This window comes from Carnobacterium maltaromaticum DSM 20342, from assembly GCF_000744945.1.
GTDB classification, from domain to species: Bacteria; Bacillota; Bacilli; order Lactobacillales; family Carnobacteriaceae; genus Carnobacterium; species Carnobacterium maltaromaticum.
Genome location: NZ_JQMX01000001.1, coordinates 2,976,182 through 3,001,863 on the forward strand (window position 1 = coordinate 2,976,182; position 25,682 = coordinate 3,001,863).

Here is a 25,682-nt window from a genome sequence, read left to right on the forward strand (position 1 = left end):
TTGTTTCCTCCAGTAATTGATGATCAGAAATAATCTGAAAAATAAGGCTCGCCTTGTGGAATCACTTGCTCCAAACTTCGTAACGTGCGACTATCTGTATCTATTCGCTCCAAACGAGCTAAATAAGAAGGACGACGATAACCCATTAACATTGTCGTTAAAGTTTGAATATCAAGTTTAACCGGACTGCCAATTGGCTCACTTGTTAAGGTTAAGGAACCTTCTTCATTAAAGGAAAGCCCAAATACTCCTTGATTCCATTCGAGCATCGGATCTTCGACTACAAAATGAAAATCAGGAACATAAACCATTTCAAATGGATATTCTTTAATAAATTCAGCGACATCGACAATTCGTGCCATAAAATTAGGTTGAATCGTCTCTACAATCTCACTATCTTCTAAAATAAAAGCAATCGGTTCATTCTTGTACAGATGTCCTTCAATTTTATCAATCATCGAAAAGTGAGCCGTGATAAAATTCCAAAGACCTTTACGCGCTTCTTGATTAATATAAAACATTTCTTTCATATGGAAGACATCTTCTGCAATCCAGTAAAAAAGGCAACCTGTCGGCTCGTCGTTTTCATCATAGTAAACAGCAGCAATTCGTTCGCCTTCATTCTCCCAACGCCAATATTCTTCCCAAGCCAACTCATCACGAATAAGAGCACCATGAGTAATACGCGCGAAAGCATCATAAACCGCAATCACATCTGGATGATCTAATTCCAGTCTCTCAACATAACCTGTGACAGGAACCGTTTTGGGAAGTTGCGTATCTTTAAAAGTAAAGGTCATTTTATCTGAAATGATTTCCCAACCCTTACGACGATAATAAGGGATAGAGTAGGGGAATAGATAAGAAATCCATTGTCCATTTTTGCGCATCATTTCTAAGCTTTCTTTCATTAAATGATGCATTAAACCCAAATTGGCATATTCAGGATATGTTCCCACACCAGTAAGTCCGCCCATTTTAAAAATTTTTCCACGAATATTTACTTCGCAAGGATAAATAGCTAGTTGTGAAATTAATTTTTCATCATCAAACCAGCCAATGACATCGGCTTTTCTTAATACGGGTCGTTTAGCTTTGACTAAATCATCATCTTCATAGCCAACTTCCTGTAAATCTTGGTTCGTCACTTGAAATACGTAACGCAAAAGTTCATTAAATTGTTCTAAATGCTGCATATCGACTGACTTCATTTTAAATTGTTTTGTCTGGTCCTCTAATGACATAAAAATCCCTCGCTCTTTTTAGTTAAAACCTGGAAGTTTCCCAGTTTTTTCATACCTAAGTTTATTATACCTATTTTAGCAGTTTCTATCCGAAAAAACTATCCTTTACGCTAGATTCACAATCAAGTTTGTTCTTTACATTTTTAAAAATAAATATTATAAAACAATGAGATTTTTTGTGATATTTCTTTACATTTAAAGTTAATTTTGTTTAAATGAAATTGAAGTAAGACATAGGCAAATAGTCGGAGGTGGTTCTATATAAGGTGAAACGTGGTAATTTTTTAGAAAGCGTTATCTTTAACTGTAAGACGAACAAATATAATTAAAAAGGAGCTTTTATATGACGAAAAAAGCAAACGTTTTATTATTAGCAAGTCTACTTTTATTCAGTTGCCTTATTTTTCCTATTGGTGCAAAAGCCGAAAGCAACCAACAAGAACCAATCATGATGGCCTATTATCGGACATGGCGCGATGTAACAATGCCACATGATGCCAATTCTAATCTCCCAGATGCAAATGTTACGGCAATGACAGATATTCCAGAAAATCTTGATATTGTCTCAGTCTTTCATTACGTAAAACCAGGTACGGATCAAATGAAATTTTGGAACACACTAAGAGACACCTATGTGCCAACATTGCATCAAAGAGGAACGCAAGTCGTGCGAACTATTGATATTAGCGAACTGTTGAAAGTCCCACATGTGGGAGCCAAACCAACGGAAGCTGAATATGATCGTTATGCAGATGAATTGATTGCCACTAATTTAACACCTTGGAATTTAGATGGACTTGATGTTGATATGGAATCGACTTTAACGAGTAGCCAAGAAGAAATGGCTGCTGGCGTCTTTAAAGCGCTAGGCAAGAAATTAGGACCAACCTCTGGCACAGGAAAATTATTGATTTATGATACAAATAAAGACAACCATTCCTTATATAAAAAAGTTGCCCAATACACTGATTATCTATTCTTACAAGCTTATGGCAGAAATCCTAGTTTATTAGATAAAACCTGGGATACCTATAAAAATACTATTAGCCCGCAACAATTTTTACCAGGAGTTTCATTCCCAGAAGAGCAAGATAAGAATCGTTGGGATGATACAATCGAACCTTACGAAACAAGCAGAGCCTATTCTTATGCAAAATGGAATCCAAAAGAGGGACCAAAAGGTGGCATGTTTGTTTATGCTATTGATCGAGATGGTAAGAAATTTGGTGACGATACAATCACGAAGACCGATTTTAGTTGGACGAAACGTTTGACGGATACAATGAAAGAATAACAATGAAAATCAATTTAAATTGTGATAAGGATTTTATTTTTGCACAATCTATTATTAAGAACTATTGACTCCAGATATAGAGAAAAGCCTACCATAAAACATTATGGTAGGCTTTTATAATTCATAAAAAAGAAAATACCCGTAGGTTTGATCTCCTTGTCCATTTGATATCACAGTAAAATTCCCAAAAAGTCATACTTAGTAAACCATAGTGAGTCAAAAAGAGCAGTTTAATCAACTCATTTTTTGATCGAATAAGTATTAATTTTTAAATAAGTGGTTATATTGATTTTGTCTCCAAAAGAATAATATCGAAGTTGGTTAGAGTGTTCTAATATAATAAGTTTTAATACGTAAATTAGTTATTCGGACTCATTTTTGATGAGACTATCCCGTTGAACTTTGTACGAAGAATTTGAATATCACTAGAAGATAGCTCATTACTAATGTAAGTAGCTTCAAAACGATCCAAATAGTTAAATAGGTCAGGAATAACGGAGGTTGAAATACTGATATCTGCCTGAGTAGTGTCTGAAGAGGATAAAAAAATAAGATTAAATTCATGAGAAAAGATTGAATTTATTTTCGAACATACTAAATTTTGGACAACCATGGATTGATCTGTAATGAACTTTAGGTAAATTGGTGGTTCAAAAAAAACTTGTTTTTCCACTATACTAAATAATAAGGTATATCGATAAAGAAGATATTTTCCGTTCTCAAAATTTTGTTCAGGATACTTGGTTTGTAGGTGTCTGATAAAACTAGTCATCTCATGGTATAAGCAAGGGTAATCATTGGCACTAATAATATCCGAATCATAGCCTCCCAAAGTACCAACAAAACCATTGTAAAAGCTAGCATGAATATGACTAGCTAAAGAATAAGTATCAAATAATCTGACATTTTCTTTAAGTAGGCGAAGTGAGTAATAATTTAATAGTTCTTCTTTGTGAATGACTAATGAGTAATAAGGATTAGAAGCTATTGACTGGTGGTTTTTAATAAAAAAATCGCCTAAAGTAGTTGTATAAATAAATGCCTCTGCCTGAAGTTGGCTTAAAAAGAAAATAGCCTCATTTTCAGTCCAATTTATAGGGCGCAAAAAAGATGTGTTATCTATAGTTTCAAGGTATTTTTTTGAAATAGTATTACAGACACTCTGAGTCTCATTTTCTATTACCGGATTGTGACCTAGTTTCCATCGATGATAGTTAACAGCGAATAAATAGCTTAATTTTTTTTGATAAGGATGATCCAAGGAAAGAAAGCTATCGCCAAGTAATTGCGTAAGAGTGGTTCGTACTTTTTGCTCAGAAATTGGAAAAGGCCAAGAAACTCCTTGATAAGTTGCCCAAAAAGCAAGATAAGCATAAAAACGAATTTGTAACTCATCACCAATTAAATAGTAGTAACGCTTTTTGCTTTTTAATTGTATATTAAATGGAATAATTTGTTCCCTAAATAAATGAATGGTTCTTCTAAATGTAGATTCACTAATGTAATGCTCAGTTGAAAACTTGATACGATTTAATTCTTCATCAAAAAATATACTTTTTAATAATTGCACAGAAATACTTTGCTCAACAATAAACGTGATAAACATAACTAACTGAATTTCATCTTTAAATGAGCAGTAAACTTTGTTATTTTTGATTACTTGGATTAATTCTTGACTACTATCAAATATTTCAGCTTGTTCCTTGAGTTTTAATAAGTATTTCATGATAGTTCGACGCTCGTAAGAAGTCTTTTTTGCAAGATCGTCGATACTAATCCAATCTCTTTGTTTATTAATCAATAAAAGCAGTGTTAAGAGAATAAGTGTTTCTTGCTCTAAAATTCGACGTGCTTCTTTTGTAAGTTCCATGTTTATCTCCTTGAGTCTTTTTTTCTATCATTATAGCTTAGCAATAGAGATATGTCTCTTATTTTGTTATCCTTTATAACTTTTTATTTAAACACCGTTAGTTACGGAGTTGCGATTACGTTGGAGGCGTATAGTGAATTTTAGTGTTAATCAAGAGTATGGGAGTAAATATAAAAGATATAGAAATTATCATAATATTCTTCGATTAAAGATTGGTAAAAAGGTTGAACTAAAAGAGACTATCTTTTAGTTTAATCTTTATATTAGTAGTTAATCTATTTGAAAAACTGTCAAGTAGTGTTAATTTTAAGTGCATAAATTGAGCATTTTTAATACTCTTTTTTTGTTATTCTTTTTGTAATAAATAAAATTAAAGGAGCAAAGAATATTCTGTTTTAAACAAAGATACAAAAGGTGAAACTATATGTGTTAGGAGATTAGTTATGAAAATTAAATTTTGGAAAAGTACGGCAGAGGTTATAATAATTAGTTCGCTATTTTTTTGTTCAGTTTCAAGTATATCAGCATCAGAAAGCAAGGGTTATGTAATGGAAGATATGTATCAAGAACCAGAATTGTTACCAATTCAAAAGCTTACTGTTAATAAATTATATAAAAAAACACTCACTCTTCAAGATAATCCTAATGGTGGATCGGGTATAAAAAATAACGTTAAAGTATCTTTGGAGGGCTCTCTTGCAACAATGTTTTTCACTAATGTTAGATACAGCGAAGAAAAAGTAGGAGATCATTCTAGATATGGCTATGTTGATATTGAAGGAATGCCAACTGTTGAAGGAGAAGTTAATGTTTACTTAACCTACGAGGATGGGGCAGGTAATCAGGCAAGCTATGTTTTACCACTACAAGCCAATTTTTTGCCAGCCTCACCAGTAACAATACGTTATATAGATGCAGGAGGATTAGAAATAAATTCTCCAAAACTTATTAGCGGAAATGTAGGTGATAATTATGATAGTAGTACGGATGAGTATAAGTTAAGAATTGAAGGGTATGTACTGAATGAGTCACAATTACCATCAAATGCTTTAGGTGTACTAAGTGAAGATGCGCAGACTGTGACGTATGTGTATGACAAAATACCAACCAAAGCTGAGGATGTTAAGATTGTGTATTTGGATCCTGATGGATTGGAGATTCATACTCCAAAACTTATTAGTGGAAATATAGGGGATGCTTATGACAGCCGAACAGATGATTATAAATTACTGATTGAGGGATACGAATTAGATCAATCTCAATTACCCAATAACTCTACAGGGATATTGAGCGAAAATCCTCAAACTGTAAGGTATATATACCATAAAATACCTGTCAAAGCACAGGATATTAGAGTGATTTATTTGAATAGTGAGGGATTAGAAATTCATGCTCCTCAATTTATTAGTGGAAATATAGGGGATGCTTATAATGTCAGTACAGAAGAATACAAGATAAAAATCGAAGGGTATACCTTAGACGAGTCACAATTGCCAAAAAACGCCTTTGGTACTTTGGGTGAAACGGGTCAAACTATAACCTATGTGTATAAAGAAATAGAAATTACAAGTGGAGTAGTCGATCAACCAATGGAAAAATCATTTGATGACCAGGATAATAAAAAAATAACATTAATAAGCAGCCGGGATTTGCTACCTAAAACAGGGGAAAGAAAAAATTCATCTTATGCTATATTTGGTCTCATTATTTTAAGCTTATTTGGTTTGATGATTGGTATTTCAAAAAATAAAAATGTATCTAATTAAAAGGATATATTGCCTACATGAATTGCTTTAAAATATATATTTCCAATTTTTTAAGTGTTATATTTTTCCGTTTAACCAAAGTTCCGACCTAGGATAATGAAGTTGAAAGATTTATAATTTGCTAGAATAGAAGTCGGTAATATAGTTGCCATCATTTCTTTTTTAGTATGGATATATTATAGACAGGAGGATAAAGAAATGTTAATTGAAGATTATTGGGTAGACAGTACTTTATATTATGTAGAATTTATAACACTAGATGACAGAGTTATAAAAAAAGAATTAATTTTTCCAATGGGATTACCAGAGGAATGGGTAAGAGATTTTGTTAAATCTAGTTTTGCACAAGTAAAAGAAGTGAAATTAGTTGAATATATGTCAGAAGTACTATGCGCTAAAGGATAAAAATGGAGAGGTTTTACTGCTTATAATTGAATATATTTCTGAGATTTTTTAATAGATAGAAGGAATATAGTTGAATACAAATAAGAATGTGGAGACAGATAGAAATGTGTGAAAATATGGGGGATTTTTTGTGAGGGATTCTATTTTAAGAGCAAAAGGATTAATTAAATCATTCGAGTCGGGAAATAACATCATTAAAGCAATTAATGGAATTGATATTGAAATACTTAAAGGCGAGTTTGTTGGAATAATGGGAGCATCTGGAGCTGGAAAGTCAACATTCTTAAATATCCTGTCAACAATTGATACTCCCACTAAAGGTTCTGTAGAAATTAATAATAAACTATTGGCTTCATTTAATGAGAAAGAGCTTGCGGATTTTAGACGTAACGAATTAGGATTCATATTTCAAGATTACAATTTATTAGATACATTAACTGTTAAGGAGAATATTATTTTACCTTTAACATTAGGAATGAAAAAAAGTTTGAGCAAAACAATGAAAATAGAAGAGCGATTCAAAAAAATTACTCAAATATTTGATATTTTTGAATTAGAAAGCATGTATCCATTAGATTTATCAGGAGGACAAAGACAAAGAGTTGCTGCAGCTCGAGCTGTTATAACAAATCCAGCCTTAATATTTGCAGATGAGCCGACAGGAGCGTTAGATTCAAAGTCAGCTAGCAAGTTACTTCAATTGCTTGATGGCTTAAACAAAAATGAAGAGGCGACTATTGTAATGGTTACTCATGATGCTGTTGCAGCTAGCTATTGCCAACGTATTCTCTTTATTAGTGATGGAATAATAATTCGAGAATTAAGCCGTTCAAATTTAACAAAAGGAGAGTTTCTAAAGGAAATCTTGGAAGAAATTGAACGAGTAGGTGGTGAGGTTTCGTGAGTTTTTTTGGATTAGCTTTAAATAATGTTCGTAAAAATTTAAAGGACTACCTCCTTTTTATATTATCTCAAATTGTAACCACGGTAATTGTATATACTTTTATTTCATTGATTTTGAATCGAAATGTGCAAGATGCTATTGAAAATGGACTTATTTTTTATGTTTCCTTATCAATTGCTGGTATCATATTAATCCTTTTTGTGGTTATTTTTAATGGTTACATGTCAGCTTTAATGAACAAAAAAAGAAAGAAAGAAATTGGCATTTACACACTAATTGGAATAAAAAAGTTTCAAATGGGAAATCTATTAGCCTTAGAAACCATTATTCTAGGAGCGATCTCATTAATAAGTGGACTTTTAATTAGTGCATTTTTTTCAAAATTTATTATTGATCTATTTTTAAAAATTACACAAATAAATTTGGAAAATAGTTTTTCAATAAGTTGGACAGGGATGATTTTAACTAGTTTATTATTTCTTATTGTAATGGTTTTTAATGTCATTAGTAACTATAAAATAGTTTATCGTCATTCTCTTATTGCACTACTTAAGGAAGAAAAAAATACAGCATTTAGGTAAAGAAAGTGGAATTCTTGGTATAGTAGGACTTGTCTTAATTGTCATTACTTATATTCAGCTTTTGCTTCCTAATTCTAAAATTAATCTTTTTAATTATTTGGGAATAAAAGCCTCAACACCATTGGGCTCAGTTCTCATTGCAACTTTATTGGTTTTAGGTACTTATTTAGTAATAAAAATGTTCTTACCTTTTATTATTAGAAAGTTATCAGAAAATAAAGAAATATACTACAACAACAATAATATGATAGCTTTATCAAATTTACGTTTTAATCTAAAATCACAAATTAATCTAATGTCATTGGTGTCATTATTGATTACTGGAACATTGTTGGCAGTTGCTTTTTCGAGCACTTTATATTTATCTATTAATAAAAATTCAGTAAATCTTATACCAGCATCCTATCAATTAACAAATTCAACTCAAGAATTAGATACAAAAATAATAGAAGCAATTCCAAAAGGAAATCTTTATTTTAGCAAAACAGTTCGAACTTTTTGGCAAGATGATAGTGAATATTTATCAATAGGAGAATACGAACAATTATTAGAAAAAGAGGGACAACCTAGTTCCGATATAAAGCTTGGTGAAGGCGAAACCTATGCCATTATTTCGAATGAACAAACCTCAAAAAAAGAGTTGACTCAAGACTTTGAACAATCCTCTAGTAGAAAACAATTAGGACTAAATCAAATTAAAGAGTTTTCAACTTTAAAACCATTCAATCCAAAGAAAAACTTATTCATAGTTCGTGATGATGTTGTAAAAAAGTTAACCAATTTCAATGTAAATAAATATACTATGATCGATTTGAAAGCAAACACAGACTCTGTTAGTCTTGCAAAACAACTGATTTCATTGGCTAACGAAGATAAGAATGGCAGTTTAGTATCAATCCATTTAACGTCATCAACTTTAGTGAGATATGAAGCAGCAACTTCAGGGGGATTATTTTTATTTGTCAGTTTTTTTGTTAGTTTTGTATTTGTTTTTGCAACAGGATCAATCTTATATTTTAAACAATCAAACGAGGCCTATAGCCAAATAAATCAGTTTAATCTAATGAATAAACTAGGTATGGACGAAGCTAAAATAAAAATTATTATTTCAAAACAACTGAGAATTATCTTTTTTATCCCGTTATTTATTGGAATATTACATTGTGTCTTAATGATTTTAGCTAATTATTTGTCTTCAGGAACAAATATCCGTCATTATTGGCCGCTCATAATTGTAATTCTTGCCTATATTTTGATTTTTTATTTCTACTTTGTAGTTACCGTAAATCGTTACAAAAAAATAGCCATTATCAAACCTCTTGAAAGATAGGTCGTAATATAATAAAAGAAATTTTTTAAAGTACTTTATTAATGCTGATATCTTTACTATGTTTTACTAGCAGGATCATCAAAATTTTTGGATTCTAACTAAATACGTAGTTATTCAGATTGTTTTTTAGTAACTCTTTTATTAGATAATTGGCTGATGAAAAATGTCCAGGTAATGTAGAAAAAAGAGAATGAGGATTTTAATATGTTGAAAAAAGCTTTAATAGGGATGTTTTTTATTTTATTTATAACTATTTTTTTCAGAGTAACATAGTATTTGTAGCTACTAATGAACAGAACTAATTGTTTTCTGAGAATATACGCGATAAATTTGATGTAATCACTTCGGAGTATCAACTGGAGATTAAAGTGCGTCATAATAAAAAGTACTAAAAAAAAAGAAGTCAGCAACTTATAAATTGCTGACTTCTTTTGACCACTATTAATTCAAGGTTTTGATTGCTAGTAAAAATATTTAAATGGAATTTGTCTCTTGTTTTCAATTTCAATTCTATTAGTAGTATGATTATATGCAATCAATAGGAGAATGTACCTCGTTATAGTAACGAATTCTTTTAATAGAATTCGTTCAACAAGGCTTAGTTATATGCTTATTTAATTAGAAGCTACGTCCCATTTTGCGTAAGACAGCTTTTTGGATTTCAATAACAACCAATGGAATGATTGACAATCCAGTTGCTAATAACCAGTGAGCTCCACTTAGTTGAACTAGTGAAAAAATACTTGCTACTGGTGGTACAATCGCAACGAATAAAACAATTGCAATTGAGAAAAGCGCAGACCAGAATAACAATGGATTTGACATAAAGCCAATTTTGAAAATAGATTCTTTGCTACGAGCATTGAAAATATGAATAACAGATGACCAACCAAGAATGATAAAGGCCATTGTTTGACCGACATCATGACTAGCGGTAATCGTTCCGTTAATATCAATAAATGATCCGACATAGAAACCAATTAGGGTAATAATCGTGAAAATTACAGCTTGAACCCCAATTTTTTGTAACAACCCACCACTAAAGATACTTGCATTTTTAGGTGTCGGTTTTTGTTCCATAATATCAGCATCGGCTTTTTCTTTACTTAAACTAAATCCTGGAATTCCATCTGCAACAACGTTAATTAAAAGCAATTGAACAGAGATAACTGGAACACCCCAACCCATACTAACAGCAATTAGCATGATGAAAATCTCGGATACATTACAGCTTAATAAGAAGTAGACTGCTTTACGAATATTTTCATAGACGCGTCGACCTTCTTCAACAGCATGAACAATCGTCGCAAAATTATCATCGGTTAAGACCATATCAGCCGCATTTTTTGAAACGTCTGTACCAGCAATTCCCATCGCTGTTCCAACATCAGCAGCTTTCAATGCAGGAGCATCGTTAACCCCATCACCAGTCATGGCAACGACTTCACCATTTGCTTGCCATGCTTTGACAATTTTAATTTTATCTTCAGGAGAGACACGAGCATAAACAGCGTAATCGCGAACAGTAGCTTGTAGTTCATCATCAGAAAGCTTAGCAAGTTCGGCACCTGTAATGGCTTTGTCTCCCTCTTCTAAAATCCCAATTTCTTTAGCAATAGCACTGGCGGTCACAATATGATCCCCAGTAATCATTACGGTTTTAATTCCCGCTGACTTAGCCGCTCGAACGGCTTCTTGACTCTCTTCACGAGGAGGATCAATCATACCGATAATACCAGCGAAAGTAATACCACTTTCTAATTCTTCAGGTGTTAAATCTTCTGGTAAGGTGTCGTATTTTTTATATCCAACAGCAATAACACGTAGGGCTTTTTCAGCAAATTCGTCATGAACCTTAATAGCTTCTTCGCCAATCTGACTGCTAAAATCAACAGGGATACGATCAAATGCTCCCTTTGTAATTGAAATAAACCCATCATCCAATTCGTGAACCGTCGTCATCAGTTTTCGTTCTGAGTCAAAAGGAATTTCATGAACCCGAGGATATTTTTGTTCCAACTCAGTTTTTTCTTGACCACGTTCTTGTAAAAGGCGGATAATCGCTGTTTCTGTTGGATCACCTGATTGTTTTTCAGAACCATCACGATCTTCAATTGTGGCATTGTTAGCTAAACTTAGAAGTCTTAGTAATTGTTCTTCGTCTTCATTATAGTCATCCTTAGCTTTAATTGGTTGGTGATTGACTGCCCATAATTCTTTAATCGTCATTTTATTTTGTGTTAAGGTTCCAGTTTTATCTGAACAAATAACCGAGGCACTACCAAGTGTTTCAACCGATGGGATATTTCGAATGATGGCATTGCGCTTCACCATATTTTGGACGCCATAAGCTAGCGTGATTGTCACGATAACCGGAAGTGTTTCAGGTACTGCAGCAACAGATAACGATACGGCTGTCATTAATATTTCTGCCATTGTTTCGCCTTGTAAATAGCCGATTACAAAAATTAAAGCACCAGCTAACAAAGCAATTAGACTTAATTTTTTACCTAGTTCATGTAAACGCATTTGAAGTGGTGTCGTTGCTTTTTTCGTACTATTTAACAAACCAGCAATTTTACCCATTTCAGTTTCCATACCAGTTGCAACAACAACAGCTTTTGCTCGACCATTTGTAATTAAACAGCCTGAGAAGACCATATTAAATTGATCCCCCAGTGGCGCATCAGCAGGAATATCCATTTCGGGATCTTTATCAACAGGAACACTTTCTCCAGTTAAAGCTGATTCTTCAACTTTTAAGCCACTACTTGTTAAAATGCGGGCATCAGCTGGAATCATTTCTCCAGTTTCAAGTAAAATAATATCGCCAGGTACGAGTTCATGTGCATCGATTTCTTCAGTTTGACCTTCACGAATAACATTTGCCCGAGGTGCATTTAAACTTTTTAATGAATCCAGAGCTTTTTCAGCATTGCTTTCTTGTTTGATACTTAAAAAGATGTTTAAAATAACGATAGAAATGATGACAAGAGGCTCTGCAAAATCATCTGGGTGGATGGTAATCGTTAAATATAGGGAAATAGCAGCAGCGAACAAGAGTATTATTGTTGTTATTTCTTTTAGTTGATGCATAATTTTGGTGAAAAGAGATTCTTTTTCCTCTTCGTTAAACTGGTTATAGCCATATGTTTCTCTAGCTTTTTCAACCTGATTATCTGTTAAACCGCTATTCTCATTAGTTTTCAACAGCTCAAGTAAGTCGTTTCTTTTTTTTGTTTTGAAATCCATGCATTACTCTCCTTTAATATGATTTTTGTTCTATTTAAGCTCGCTTTTTTTGCGAGCAAGTGATTGCTTGCTTTTTTAAGTGTAACAAAAAAATAACTAATTTACAAGAAATTTTCCCTACACTATAGAAGTTTTTTTTGCATATAAAGTTAGCAAAATATGAACAAAGTTTAAATTAGTGATTAGAATCTAGTAGTAATGATTGCTCTCAGCCGCTTTTTAGTATATATTATTAAAGACTATCCATTGTGATATGTGTAACGAAGCTTAAACAAAAAAGTGAGGGTAAAATATAATGAAACCATCTATTTATGGTTTGAAAAATGATGAGTTAACTGAATGGTTCGTAGAAAATGGCCAAAAAGCTTTTCGCGCTACTCAAGTATGGGACTGGCTTTATGTAAAACGTGTTACTTCTTTCGCAAAAATGACGAACTTATCAAAAGAATTGATTCAATTATTAGAAGAAAACTTTATTGTTCAACCTTTAATTCAGAAGGTTGTGCAAGAATCAAATGATGGAACGATTAAGTATTTATTTGAATTGCACGATGGGTTACTGATTGAGACAGTTTTAATGCGCCATGAGTATGGTTTATCTGTCTGCGTTACAACTCAAGTTGGCTGTAATATTGGCTGTACATTCTGTGCTAGTGGTTTACTCAAAAAACAACGTGATTTAACAGCTGGCGAAATTGTCGCTCAGATTATGCAAGTGCAACAGTATCTCGATGAGAAAGAGACTGGCGATCGAGTGAGTCATATTGTGGTAATGGGAATCGGTGAACCATTTGATAATTACGACAATGTCATGAGTTTCTTACGAATCGTGAACAATGAAAAAGGGTTATCAATCGGGGCACGTCATATTACCGTTTCAACAAGTGGTTTAGCACCTAAAATTAAAGAATTTGCTGAAAATGGCTTGCAAGTTAATTTAGCAATCTCATTACATGCGCCTAACAATGAAATTCGCACAAGCATTATGCGCATTAATCGCAATTTCCCAATTGAGAAATTAATGGATGCTGTGGATTATTATTTAGAGAAAACCAATCGTCGAATTACTTTTGAATACATTATGTTACGTGGCGTAAATGATCAAAAAGAACAAGCTTTGGAGTTAGCAAAATTGCTAGCTGATAAGCGCCATTTAGCTTACGTGAATCTAATTCCTTATAATGCTGTCTCAGAACATGATCAATATAGCCGTAGTAAAAAAGCGGATGTGTTGGCATTTCACGATACACTTAAGAAAAAAGGAATCAATTCAGTAGTTCGTAAAGAACAAGGCAGCGATATTGATGCAGCTTGTGGTCAATTACGTAGCAAGCAAATGAAGAAAGAATCAACAGAAGCATAATGATCAAGGACTTAGGATAAATTTCCTAGGTCTTTTTTTGCATAGTTTTGTTCCCGCTTACAAATATAGTGAAAAGGTGATAAACTAAACTAACTACAAGTTTGGGAGTTGAATTTAATGGAATTAAATGAAATTGTTAAGGCATTAAAGACACAACAAGCAGTGTCAGTAGAAGATGGTATTCAAGTTATAAATAAACACAATCCTGATTTTATTCCCGGAGAAATTGACCCGATTGTGATTCAGGACCAAATGAAAGAATCTAAAACAGGAACGAATGAAACTATTGATCAAGCAACTGCAATCATGCCTGATTTTTCAGATAGCGAAGTTGCACGCCAATTTGCATTAATTATGCGTCAAACAATGGGTTCTTCCAATGTAGATATAAGTGAAGGGATTGAAACGAAAGTTCAAAAAATTAATGGAACACACGGTGAAATCCCCATTCGTATTTACCAATCAGGCGCTATAAATAAAACCAAACCTGCTATTATATTTTTCCATGGCGGAGGTTTTGTGGGCGGAACTAGCCAAGTAACTGAAAATTTTTGTAAGGTGATGGCTGAACAATTAGAAGGTATTGTTCTAAATGTCGAGTATCGACTTGCTCCAGAATTTCAAGCTCCAGTTGCTAGTGATGAGTGTTACGCTGTAGTAAAATGGGCCCATGAGTGTGCCAGTGAATTAGGCATAAATCCAAATCAAATCGCAGTGGCTGGGGATAGTGCCGGCGGGAATTTAGCTGCAGTCTGTTCTTATTTGGATCGCCAACAAGAAAATAATTTGATTGCCTTTCAGGCTTTGCTCTATCCAGCCATATATTTGGATGAAGAAACGTTAGCTGCTAAACAATGGCCGATTGAGAAGTTTGGGGCGAATCCAGCATTAAGCGCCAAATTAGCTCCCGGTTTTGTTGGAATGGCAGCGTCCCATGAAATGATTCGTACCGTTTATGCAGGCGAACTAGATGTTCATTCACCCTTACTTTCACCGGGACATGCTTCAAAAGCAGAGCTAGAAAAGATGCCACCAACTCTGATTGTTGTTGCAAGCTATGATTATCTTCGTCCTTTTGCTTTGGACTATGGTAGAAAGTTGGAAACAGCAGGAGTCGAAGTGAAAACAATTTGTTATGAAGGAATGTTCCACGCGTTTATCGATAAAATTGGTCTTTATCCACAAGCAGAAGATTGTGCTAATGAAATTGTCAAAACGTTTAAAGAATCTATGGGAAGAAATGAATAAGAAAGATTTAATCATAAGCCTTAACTAGCTTATGATTTTTTCTACGTCGGCTATTAGCTGAAAAATATCTTTTCCTTGAAATTTTCAGCAGGATGATTTATTATAGTTCTTGTAAGACCATTCTAAGAGAGGTACAGGTATTAAGGACATGAAATAAGTATTCACGATTTTAGTTAACTGAATTCTAAAAATAACGACGAACCTATTATAGGGGCGGTTTCTTTAGAATTGCGTAAAACTAATCTGAAAGTGGATTCTATTTCAAGAATGTCATAATACCCAATTCCTAATTTAGGGATAGGTCTATTTTTACATACTGAAATTCAATCTTCTTCAGATATTGAAGGAGGTTTTTTTATGCTAATCGAAGCAACAAATATAAAAAAAGCAATTGGTGAGAAAGTCCTATTTGAAATTCCTAAGTGGATTATTTATCCTGGAGAGCGCATTGGAATTGTCGGTTTAAATGGAACCGGGAAAACAACATTACTAACTATTTTAGCAGGTAAAGAAGAAGCTGATACTGGTAGTGTTGTAATTAATAGCCCGATTGGATTTATTGAACAACTACCAGAAAATCAAGAAACAACATCCTTAAGTGGTGGTGAAGAAACGAAGCAACGAATTCAAGAAGCTTTTCAAATGGAGACAGGTTTACTTTTCGCTGATGAACCTACCAGCCATTTAGATCAAGATGGGCGAGCTTATTTAGAAAAAAGATTGAAACATTTTGCAGGTGGAGCCTTAATTGTTTCTCATGATCGTGCGTTTCTGAATGCTGTTTGTACAAAAATAGTCGAACTTGAAAATGGCGTCGTTCATTTTTATTCTGGGAATTACGATGCGTATCGTGAACAAAAAGAAATTGAAAAAATGACTGCAGAAAGTGAATATATAACTTATGAAAAAGAAAAACGTCGACTAAAGAAAGTGGCCGAGGCAACAGAAAAACGTGCGGCCAAAGTGAAAAAAGCGCCAAGTCGTATGGGAAACTCTGAAGCAAGACTTCATAAGATGGGCGATCAACGTGCTAAAAAGAAACTTGGTGAAAATGTAAAGAATGTGGAGCAAAGACTCCAGCACCTTGATGTGAAAACAAAACCTATTGAACTGGCACCGATTAAAATTAAGCTGGATAAGGGACGTGAGATTCACCAAAAAATCGTGTTATCTGGCTCCAAAGTATCGAAAGGTTTTAGCACGAAACAACTACTAGAAAATACTGAATTTACTTTATATAACCATTCTAGAACGGCTCTGATTGGAGCAAATGGAGTTGGGAAAACAACATTAATCAAAATGATTATTGAGCAAGATAAACACATCCAGCAAGCTAAAAATGTTGAGATAGGTTATTTTAGCCAAAAGCTAGATGGCTTAGATGAATCACAGAGTATTTTAGGAAATGTCATGAAAGAGAGTATTCATGAAGAGGATTTTGTTAGGATGCTATTGGCTCGGTTGTTGTTCAAAGGGCAAGATGTTTACAAGAAGGTTGCGGTAATTAGCGGTGGTGAGAAAAATAAAGTTTCTATGGCTAAATTATTGGTTAGTTCCGCTAATGTATTAATCTTTGATGAACCAACAAATTATTTAGATTTGGCTTCAATCGAGGCAGTTGAATCGGCTTTGAAATCTTATGAAGGAACCATTTTATTTGTTTCCCATGATACGCAATTTGTTGAAAATATAGCGACACATTATTGGCAGATAAGTGATAAAAAAATAAAAATGTGGGAACCAGAAACGTTGGAAGTTAGTCCAGAATTAGTGCAGGATGCAGGAGCAACTTTATTAACTTCGGAAGAAAAAATGCTTATTGAAAACCGCTTATCTGCTTTATTAGGAAGAATTTCTATGCCAAGTAAGAAAGATAATGTACTTGAACTAGAAAAAGAATACCAAGAGTTAACTCAAAAATTAAAGTAATAGAATTGAGGATCATAGACTTGTAGTGAATATGTAAGAAAATCTAGTTATAACTAATAATCTACCTCACCAGTTAGATAGTAGTTGTACCAAGCTTCAATCATTGGAATTGGGAAAACAGCGAGAGCAGTTAAAATTTGTTTAGCGAAAAGTAAAGCACCAGCAGGGCTAGCTGTAATCAGATTATTATCCGTCATAGAAAGTGCTTGTTGATACAAAGCTTGTCCTTTATAAGTTGGTGAAAAGCCAGTCAAAAATTCAAGGGCGGAACTCGTATGTTTACGAGTATCTAAAACAGCTAAATTAGCTAGTGCTAGCGTTGCCCCACAGATAGCTGCAACTAAGATTCCTTGTTCTAAATAATCAGGAACCTCTTTTAGAAGCGCTTGGTGCTGAGGGGCATCCCAAGTGTTTGCTCCAGGAAGTAAAAGTGCCGCCATTTGGTTTGAATCAATTTCAGCAATAGAACAATCTGGCGTTACCGTCAAACCGCCCATTGTTTGAATAGTATCTTTGGTATATCCAACTGTTTTAATCGTATATTTGTGTGAGATTTTATTTTGTATTTCTCGCATGTTAACAGCAGAAAGAACATATGAGAGCTCCCAGTCAGCCATAGTATCTAAAAGATAAACATAAATAATTTTGTTCATTACAATTCAACCTTCTTTCTTATTTAAAACTAGTTTAGCAGTAGAATGGTGACAGCAGTATGTCAGTATTCTAGTCGGAATTTAAAATAATGACGATTGGATTTTAATTAATTTTTAAAAGCAAACAAATGAAGGCTCGTGTGACTAAATCAGTTAAAATCTACGGACTTAAATTATAGCGGTCTGTTCGTACTTCTTCTATAAAAAGGAAAAACCAGTAAACAACTTATGATTTGTCTTATCTTGTTCAAACTCTTAAATAGCAGTAAAAAAATTAATAAGAAACCGGTTGCGAAAAATAAACTTCCATGATATAGTTAGTTTGTAATTGAGAAGGATTGTTACTGCAACAGCAGGCAAAACCTAAATTGATTCGAAATCACGCTAGTATTTGTATACGTGAGTTTGGAATGAGTTTAGGTTTTTCTTTTTTAGATGAATCGGGGGGAGTTAAGTTTGATAATTGAAAAAATATTGAATAATAATGTCGTTTTAACCTTGACCGAACATCAAGAAGAAATGGTTGTTATGGGACGTGGTCTCGCCTTTAAGAAAAAGGTGGGGGATGAGATTGATCCAACTTATATTGAGAAGACTTTTGTAATGGAAGGGAAGGAAATAACCAATCAATTAGCAGAGCTGTTTGGTGAAATCCCGCCTGAAGAAATTGAAGTTACAAATGAAATTATCAAGATAGCCCAAGAAAAAATTGACAATAAACTAAGCAATAATATTTATTTAACCTTAACGGATCATATTCATTTTGCCATTACTCGCACAAAAGAGGGGCTAGAAATAAAGAACCCGCTAATTTGGGAAATTAAGAAATTTTACCAAAAAGAGTATCAAATTGGCGTTCAAGCGATTCAGATTGTTAAGGAAAAACTCGGCATTGAGTTGAGTATTGATGAGGCAGCTGTGATTGCGTTACATATTGTAAACGCCTCACAAGGGGGATATAATTTAAATAAAACCTACCAAATCACTCATATCGTGCAGGACATATTAAATATTGTCCGGTTGCATTTCGGTTTAGTCTATGATGAAAATTCTTTAAACTATACGCGGTTTGTCACTCATTTACAATATTTTGCACAACGAATGTTAAATGAAGAAATTCCTAATACCGGGGATGATTTTTTGTTCGAGCAAGTTCAACTAAAGTATAAAAAAGCGTTTGAATGTTCAATTAAAATTAACGAGTATTTGGAAAAAGCGCATCATAAAGAATTATCAATCGATGAACAAGTTTATTTAACCATTCATATTCATCGTGTTACAGAAAATTAATACTATCACAAAATTGGATTGTTACTGGTGATGCAGGCAAAACCTAAGTTGATCGTAAAAGTCTAGACCTATCAGGCACTAGATTTATACTATCAATTTAGGTTTTTTATTTTAAATGTTAAGTCTGTTGGCTTGATTTGGTTGTATCACTATAAAAATAAAAACAAATAATAAGCAAACAGGGAGAGAGAATTATGGATAACAAGCAAATTGCTCAAGATGTCTTAGAATTAGTAGGTGGCGAAAAAAATATTAACTCAGTCGTTCACTGCGCAACGCGGTTACGATTTAAATTAAAAGACTCAAGTGTAGCGAATCGTGCAGGTTTAGAAGCGCATGATGAAGTGATTACAGTTGTTGAAAGTGGCGGACAATATCAAGTTGTAATTGGAAGCCATGTAAATGAAGTCTATAAAGAATTAATGGCAATCACTAGTTTAGATACAAACACTGGTGGAAAAGAAGAGTCTAAAGAAAAAGGTTCCGTAGTTAGTACCTTAATTGATGTTATTTCAGGAATTTTCACGCCGTTTCTAGGTGCAATGGCAGGAGCGGGGGTTCTAAAAGGGTTCTTAGCGCTAGCAATTGTGATGGAGTGGTTAACACCTGAATCAGGTACGTATATGGTTTTATTTGCAGCAGCAGATGGAGTGTTTAATTATCTACCAATTTTCTTAGCCTTTACAGCAGCTAAGAAATTTAAGACAAATCCGTATGTCGCAGTAGCGATTGCTGCAGCATTGATGCATCCAGTCTTTAATGCCGCAATTGCAGAAGGTGCACGACTAACATTCTTTGGTATTCCGTTTACAGCAGCATCATACGCATCAACGGTTATTCCAATTATCTTAGCAATTTGGTTGCAAAGTTATGTAGAGCGATTCTTTACTTCTTTCATACCAGAATTTGTTAAAATTATTTTAGTTCCACTATGTGTATTACTAGTTATGGTTCCAGTAACATTTTTAGCAATTGGACCTTTAGGCGGATTGTTTGGAACATGGTTAGGTATGGTTTATAGCGGAATTTACAACTTTAGCCCAATTATCGCAGGTGCATTTATGGGTGGTTTCTGGCAAGTGTTAGTTATCTTTGGAATGCATTGGGGCTTTGTTCCAATTATGATGACCAATTTAACTGAATTTGGTTTTGATACAATGGTTCCAATGTTATTACCAGCAGTGCTAGCTCAAGGTGGAGCAGCAGCTGCAGTCTTCTTTAAAACTAGAAATACAAAAATGAAAGCTTTAGCAGGTTCTTCAACCATTACAGCTTTATTCGGAATTACTGAACCAACTGTTTACGGGGTTACTTTGAAATTGAAAAAACCATTTATTGCTGGTTGTATTGGTGGGGCAATCGGTGGTGCTGTAGTGGCATTTGCTGGGGTTAAAAACTTCACTTTTGGACTGGTTAGTTTGTTAAGTTTACCAGGCTTTATTAGTACAGATCCAAATGTATCGTCAAGTATTACAATGGCTATTATTGGTACAATTATTGCCTTTGTAATTGGTTTTGTCTTAACTTATATTTTAGGTTTTGAAGATGTCCCTGAAGACAATACAAGTATTCCTGTTGCTAAAAAAGATGAACCACAAGCTGGAGACGCAGGAACGTATATTGAAAAAGAAGTAATTGAAAGTCCATTAAAAGGTCAAATTATTCCTCTTTCTGAAGTCAAAGATGAAGCATTTGCATCAGGAGCATTAGGTAAAGGCTTAGCGATTCAGCCAAGTGTTGGTGAATTAACTTCACCAGTTAATGGAATTGTGACTATTGTTTTTCCAACAGGACATGCAATCGGAATTATTTCAGATGATGGAACAGAAATTCTAATGCACATCGGTATGGATACTGTTCAATTAGATGGTGAAGGATTTACTACCCATGTAAAACAAGGGCAACATGTGAAAATTGGTGAATCCTTAGTCAGCTTTGATATTGAAAAAATTCAAGCAGCAGGCTTTCCAACTGTGACGCCAATTGTTATTACAAATTCGAAAGATTTCTTAGATGTTTTAACAACTGAAAAAGAAGATGTTGAGCCAAAAGATTATCTAATGACAGTTGTAATCTAATGTCAAAAAGTTTATGATAGAAGTATCAAGAAAGCACTTGCAACTTGCAAGTGCTTTTTCTTACAAAAAATAAAAAGGTGGGTTTTTAATATGAGTGGAGAAAAGCAACCAACAATTATTTATTTAGCTAGACATGGACAAACTTGGTTTAACACGATGGGACGTGTGCAAGGCTGGAGTGATACGCCTTTAACACCGGCAGGTATCGAAGGAGTAGAGCAATTAGGTCGAGGATTAGCGGACCATCACTTTGTTTCAGCTTATTCAAGTGATTCAGGACGTGCTAGAGAAACTGCCCAAATTGTTTTAGCTGCAAATAAAAAGGGAAAAGATTTACGCTTAAAAGAACGAAAAGATATTAGGGAAGCTTGCTTTGGTAATTTTGAAGGTGATACAGATGAGAATATGTGGACGGCAATGGCTCAACATGTGGGTTTAGAAACGCCAGAAGAGATGATGGCTGAAATGAATGTTGAAGGGTTTAAGAAAACGATGAATGCTGTATCAGAAATTGATCCTTTAGGGATTGCTGAAGATTTTCCAACATTACAAAATCGCTTAAAAAAAGCCTTTAGTGAAATAGCAGAAGAAGCTGACCAAAATGGGGGCGGCAATGTTTTTGTTGTTAGCCATGGTATGTCAATTGTTGCTTTAACAGCAGGTTTAACGCAAGATACTCCTATTTTTGGTGTTGAAAATGCTAGTATTACGAAGCTTTATTATGAGGCTGGAGAATTTAGTGTCAAAGAAATGGGCTCGATGGATTATTGGAAATAAGACTGAGACAAAAGCTGTAAGAAAGCATGAAATCCATTTTTACAAATGCTGATTTTATGCTTTTTTATTTGGGATTGGCTTGATTTGTGTCCCAACTTCATGATAAAGAAACTTTATTTTTGGAAAAGAAAAATTTTTTAGAATTGATTTTTATAATAAGAACAAATCTATCTATTTTATATCATATTTAGGTGCTTCTTCTAAGGGTTAAGAAGTTAAACCCGGTTTTTAGCACTACATAAGGTAGTAAAAGAACGAGTAAATAAGCCGAAATAAAAACATAGGCGTTTGGTGGTCTCGAAAAATCTAGTAAAGTCCTATAAAGACTGGTTATTAGACCACCAGTATTAAATTGTAGTTCTATAAAAATCATGACAGAAACCATTTCCAGATAGACAATACCAATAACTGATTTTAATGGGCGGATTAGATTGGGTAGAAGATAAGTAACAAAGAGTCGACTATGTGAAAAACCTAATGAACGAGCAAATAGAAAGTAATCAGAATGATAAGCGTCTTTAATATAAGGTGTCAGATAGTTGATTAAAAAAATACAGGGAAAAATAGTGAGAATAAAAAAAGGAACAAGAAAGATAGGTTGTCTTGGTGTACCAATAGTTGTTAATAGGCGAAGTCCAGTAGCTTTATGTAAACTAATAAAGCTCCACTGTAAAAATAAGACCAAAGTAACAACTGGCAATGTTTCTAAGTTAGCGAAAAATTTCTGTAAAAAATGAAGATGCTTTGGTTTTAAAAAGCGATAGAAATAAGCATAACTAATAAAAAATAGTGCAACAAAAAGCAAGCTACTGCTGATTAATAGTAAGGTATAATTTTGTCCAGCCGTTTGATAATTTTGAAAGAATAGTTGCCAAAAGCTAAAAGAGAGTAGGTGCTGAATCGTTTGTTGAAAAGAGACAGTAAAGTTTGAATCAAGTTGATTAGCATTTAAAAAATAACAAACCAAAGCAATTACTCCAAGAATAAGCAAAAGTGAGTATAAGGACTGTTTAATCAACGATTTAGATAATTTCATTGGCTTCAACTCCTATTAGAATAGATTTTAAGTTCTGATTAATCTGAGAAACAATAAAAATAAATAGGCAGTATGCAGCCATGGGAATTAAAAGTGTCCAAGGTGTTACAGCTAAATATTGAATATTTTGACCAATAATCCCACTCCATTCATTAGATAATGGTAGGTAATATTGGGTACCTAAGTCCAGTTCGATTAATAATGTTCCACCTAAAAAATAGTTGAAATAGGCAAGATAAACAAATAGAGCTAGATTTTGAGTAACAGTTTTAAAAAATAAAGCAAAGCTTAGAATAGTGAGTTGCGGGCGTAAAGCAACTAACATCATTCGACGAGGAGTACTGCCTAAAACGAGACTTGCTTTTGCATAGTCTGTCTGAAATAAATAAATAAGTTCATTATGAAATAATTGAATTAAATTAGGGAGGCTGATAAGCAGTAGAACGATTAATTGTTTGATTAATAGTACTTGATTGGAACTAGGGTTAGGTTCTGTATTAAAAATAGTAGTGAAGTAAATAGGTATAATTAAGAGCAATAATAAAAAGGGCTTCGGAAATAAAGTTAATAGTTTATCCAAATAAGTAAGTACATAGCCAACCCAACGTTTTTTTTGATACTTAAAAGTGAAAGAACTAATGATAAAGCTGATAGTTAGTTGAGCGAGGCTTAAGAAAAAAACAATGATAAAAGTATACTTAAAGCCCTGAATTAATTTAGAAAGCAGAGTAAATCCAACTAAATCTGTTCCAAATGGCTTAACCGTATTTGGCGAATAAGGAGGGAAACTAATTCCATCCTGACTTTTTAAGCTTGGAACTCTAACTGTCATCCAGTTAGATAGTACGGGTTCATACAAAAAACTTATGAGTAAACAGATGGCTAAGAAGCTAAGTAAAAGGATTAAGTTCAGTTTATGTTTTTTCATTTGAACCTCCATTAAATTAATTTTTGCGAGCTACCTAATGTTTGATGAGCTTTTTTATATCTAAACTTACAATAGTTGAAAGAGTCGTAATAGTCAATCATTCAGTATAAAAAATAGAGCTGATTTCAGCGTTAAAAATAGTCAGTTCTATTTTTATTTTTCAGAGATTCAACTAGCTTTTTATTATCTAAAATAGTAGTTGAAGAATACCTATTTGATCTTTTAAAATACCCATTTGATTAAAAATTTTTTAAATGCTAAAATTATATTTGATTAAAGGGATGGCTTAATGGCAGAAAAAATAATATAGGTATAGTGAAGTGCAGTTTTTTTCTAAAAATATAAGACACTAAATAGTCATTCTATTTTTTGTGATTTATTCATTGAATCAAAATGAAAACCTTGATAAAACAGCATTGCTTGCACAACGAGCTTAATTATTTTTCAATGCTTGTACTCTAGTCCTAAAGATTTAGGGTTGCTAGTGATACAATCTTTCATTCCTATCAAATAGGAGTTATAAATAAGAGGACAAGGGGAATCATATGGAATTTAGTGCACAAATAAAAAAAATACGAACAGATAATCAGCTCACTCAAGAACAGTTAGCTCAGCAATTAAATGTTTCCAGACAAACTATTTCAAGTTGGGAAAACAATAGAAATATTCCTGATTTGGAAATGGTTGTCAGTATTGCTAAATTATTTAATATTTCCCTTGATCAACTTATTTTAGGAGACGATATTATGAGGGAAAAATTAGTAAAAGATTCTAGTGAAGTGAAAAAGGCTAAAATAAATATGGTCAGCGTTATTCTTTTTTTATTAGGGGTACTCAGCCTGACTGCTAAATCTATTATTGGAGCAAAAGTCGGTAAAGATGGAGTCTTACACGAACCATTTGTCTTATTGCCTTTGGGATACTTACTTGTGGCAGTTGGCATCATTATTTTTGTTGTAACTCTAATAAAAAATAGAAAAAAATAAATTTTATTTAGGCTAATTCTTGCTATTGAAAATGACCATTCCAAAAAGGAGTGGTCATTTTTTTGATTCTATCGTGTTGTTTTATTTTTAAAGTATTTAGTTATAGAATCAGTTGAATTATGCTCATTTCTCAATTATAGGTAGCTCTGTTTTAGTTGCAACTGCATCTTTTAAGAATTTTTGCATGATGCCGATTCCGCCAGCTTCAGCTAGAGGGAAATTTAATAGTAGAGTAGGCCCAACTATTTCTCTAAGTAAAGCTTGAAACTTTTTTCCACCTAAAATAGTTAGAGTAGTCTCGGGGCGATTTAGTTGCTGCCATTGTTTTTTTAATTCGGCTAATTGGATTGTGTTTTGATTAACGCCTTTTAATGTAAAACGAACATCATAAGTCTCAGAAATGAAGTCATCGGGCTTTAAAAAACCATAATAGGGCGATAAAATTAAGTAATCAGAGTCAAATTCTTTAGCGTAGGCCTGACAAAGTTTGTGGAAGGTACCAGTGTAGGCTTGATTTGCTGAAATTGAACCAATATCTGGTGATTTATCCTAAATTTTAGGTTTCCCACTAGGTATAATGATCATAAATTATATAACCTCCTGTTGAATTTTGAATAGTTTTTTATTTATATACTAGAGTAAATTTATAGTATACCACAGAATCTGTCGTTAAAATGTCTCCAATATAGTAGGAGCAGCCCCAATGCCTCTCACACCTTATACTTGCTTTATTTTACTTAAACGGATA

At 33.4% G+C, this 25,682-nt stretch carries 20 protein-coding genes; 13 read left to right on the forward strand and 7 right to left on the reverse strand.

Annotated elements, in window-relative coordinates:
- Positions 1-23 precede the first annotated feature (23 nt).
- On the reverse strand, positions 24-1,244 hold the full coding sequence (locus tag BR77_RS13845; RefSeq protein ID WP_010054560.1) for a GNAT family N-acetyltransferase: 1,221 nt from the start codon (positions 1,242-1,244) through the stop codon (positions 24-26).
- A gap of 343 nt (positions 1,245-1,587) precedes the next feature.
- Between BR77_RS13845 and BR77_RS13850 the strand changes: the two genes are divergently transcribed.
- Positions 1,588-2,538, forward strand: a complete 951-nt coding sequence (locus BR77_RS13850) for an EndoS/ChiA family endoglycosidase (RefSeq protein ID WP_015077415.1) — start codon at positions 1,588-1,590, stop codon at positions 2,536-2,538.
- A gap of 358 nt (positions 2,539-2,896) precedes the next feature.
- Here BR77_RS13850 and BR77_RS13855 read toward each other — a convergent pair whose 3' ends face one another.
- Positions 2,897-4,408 carry an AcpB/EbpR/MafR family transcriptional regulator gene (locus BR77_RS13855; protein ID WP_015077414.1) on the reverse strand — a complete coding sequence of 504 codons (1,512 nt, stop codon included), beginning with the start codon at positions 4,406-4,408 and terminating at the stop codon, positions 2,897-2,899.
- A gap of 443 nt (positions 4,409-4,851) precedes the next feature.
- Here BR77_RS13855 and BR77_RS18365 point away from each other — a divergent pair, with 443 nt between their 5' ends.
- From BR77_RS18365 to BR77_RS13880, 5 genes are all read left to right on the forward strand, one after another.
- Positions 4,852-6,174, forward strand: coding sequence for a MucBP domain-containing protein (locus BR77_RS18365; RefSeq protein WP_051926735.1), 1,323 nt, complete (start codon positions 4,852-4,854; stop codon positions 6,172-6,174).
- 198 nt (positions 6,175-6,372) lie between these two features.
- Positions 6,373-6,579: a hypothetical protein gene (locus BR77_RS13865; RefSeq protein WP_035065389.1), complete on the forward strand. Its 207-nt coding sequence runs from the start codon at positions 6,373-6,375 to the stop codon at positions 6,577-6,579.
- Between the two features lie 130 nt (positions 6,580-6,709).
- A complete protein-coding gene (locus BR77_RS13870) occupies positions 6,710-7,483 on the forward strand; it encodes an ABC transporter ATP-binding protein (RefSeq protein ID WP_015077410.1) in 774 nt (257 codons plus the stop codon).
- A complete protein-coding gene (locus tag BR77_RS13875) occupies positions 7,480-8,064 on the forward strand; it encodes an FtsX-like permease family protein (RefSeq protein WP_035065391.1) in 585 nt (194 codons plus the stop codon). Before BR77_RS13870 ends, BR77_RS13875 begins: the two co-directional genes overlap by 4 nt.
- A complete protein-coding gene (locus BR77_RS13880; RefSeq protein WP_162261919.1) occupies positions 8,024-9,394 on the forward strand; it encodes a hypothetical protein in 1,371 nt (456 codons plus the stop codon). The genes BR77_RS13875 and BR77_RS13880 overlap by 41 nt, the downstream gene beginning before the upstream one ends.
- Before the next feature lie 618 nt (positions 9,395-10,012).
- Here the strand turns inward: BR77_RS13880 and BR77_RS13885 are convergent.
- The gene (locus BR77_RS13885; protein ID WP_016356611.1) at positions 10,013-12,646 is read right to left on the reverse strand and encodes a cation-translocating P-type ATPase; all 2,634 of its coding nucleotides are present in this window, start codon (positions 12,644-12,646) and stop codon (positions 10,013-10,015) included.
- Positions 12,647-12,938: 292 nt separating this feature from the next.
- Between BR77_RS13885 and rlmN the strand changes: the two genes are divergently transcribed.
- The 3 genes from rlmN (at position 12,939) to abc-f (ending at position 17,186) form a co-directional block, all read left to right on the forward strand.
- The gene (rlmN, locus tag BR77_RS13890) at positions 12,939-14,009 is read left to right on the forward strand and encodes a dual-specificity RNA methyltransferase RlmN (RefSeq protein WP_029452047.1); all 1,071 of its coding nucleotides are present in this window, start codon (positions 12,939-12,941) and stop codon (positions 14,007-14,009) included.
- Positions 14,010-14,126: 117 nt separating this feature from the next.
- On the forward strand, positions 14,127-15,257 hold the full coding sequence (locus tag BR77_RS13895; RefSeq protein ID WP_015077406.1) for an alpha/beta hydrolase: 1,131 nt from the start codon (positions 14,127-14,129) through the stop codon (positions 15,255-15,257).
- 357 nt (positions 15,258-15,614) lie between these two features.
- Complete coding sequence (gene abc-f, locus BR77_RS13900; protein ID WP_015077405.1) at positions 15,615-17,186, forward strand: ribosomal protection-like ABC-F family protein; 1,572 nt, start codon at positions 15,615-15,617, stop codon at positions 17,184-17,186.
- A 53-nt stretch (positions 17,187-17,239) separates the two neighbouring features.
- Here the strand turns inward: abc-f and BR77_RS13905 are convergent, their stop codons facing one another.
- On the reverse strand, positions 17,240-17,839 hold the full coding sequence (locus tag BR77_RS13905; protein WP_035065397.1) for a type 1 glutamine amidotransferase family protein: 600 nt from the start codon (positions 17,837-17,839) through the stop codon (positions 17,240-17,242).
- A gap of 456 nt (positions 17,840-18,295) precedes the next feature.
- On the opposite strand from BR77_RS13905, the gene licT reads away from it, so the two are divergent.
- The 3 genes from licT to BR77_RS13920 all read left to right on the forward strand — a co-directional run bounded on the left by licT (position 18,296) and on the right by BR77_RS13920 (position 21,984).
- Entirely contained in the window at positions 18,296-19,129 is an 834-nt protein-coding gene (licT, locus tag BR77_RS13910; protein WP_010054573.1) for a BglG family transcription antiterminator LicT, read from the forward strand.
- Positions 19,130-19,323: 194 nt separating this feature from the next.
- Positions 19,324-21,207 (forward strand): beta-glucoside-specific PTS transporter subunit IIABC, encoded by a 1,884-nt coding sequence (locus tag BR77_RS13915; RefSeq protein WP_010054576.1) that lies wholly within the window; start codon positions 19,324-19,326, stop codon positions 21,205-21,207.
- Positions 21,208-21,297: 90 nt separating this feature from the next.
- Positions 21,298-21,984 carry a histidine phosphatase family protein gene (locus BR77_RS13920; RefSeq protein ID WP_015077402.1) on the forward strand — a complete coding sequence of 229 codons (687 nt, stop codon included), beginning with the start codon at positions 21,298-21,300 and terminating at the stop codon, positions 21,982-21,984.
- 187 nt (positions 21,985-22,171) lie between these two features.
- On the opposite strand, the gene BR77_RS13925 is transcribed toward BR77_RS13920, so the two are convergent.
- Both BR77_RS13925 and BR77_RS13930 read right to left on the reverse strand, forming a co-directional pair.
- Positions 22,172-23,020 carry an ABC transporter permease subunit gene (locus tag BR77_RS13925; protein WP_015077401.1) on the reverse strand — a complete coding sequence of 283 codons (849 nt, stop codon included), beginning with the start codon at positions 23,018-23,020 and terminating at the stop codon, positions 22,172-22,174.
- A complete protein-coding gene (locus BR77_RS13930) occupies positions 23,007-23,948 on the reverse strand; it encodes a binding--dependent transport system inner membrane component family protein (protein ID WP_015077400.1) in 942 nt (313 codons plus the stop codon). Before BR77_RS13930 ends, BR77_RS13925 begins: the two co-directional genes overlap by 14 nt.
- Before the next feature lie 545 nt (positions 23,949-24,493).
- Here BR77_RS13930 and BR77_RS13935 point away from each other — a divergent pair.
- Positions 24,494-24,934 (forward strand): DUF3955 domain-containing protein, encoded by a 441-nt coding sequence (locus BR77_RS13935; RefSeq protein ID WP_010054581.1) that lies wholly within the window; start codon positions 24,494-24,496, stop codon positions 24,932-24,934.
- 123 nt (positions 24,935-25,057) lie between these two features.
- Here BR77_RS13935 and BR77_RS19705 read toward each other — a convergent pair whose 3' ends face one another.
- Positions 25,058-25,468 (reverse strand): DUF6884 domain-containing protein, encoded by a 411-nt coding sequence (locus BR77_RS19705; RefSeq protein ID WP_422678741.1) that lies wholly within the window; start codon positions 25,466-25,468, stop codon positions 25,058-25,060.
- Positions 25,469-25,682: the final 214 nt, after the last annotated feature.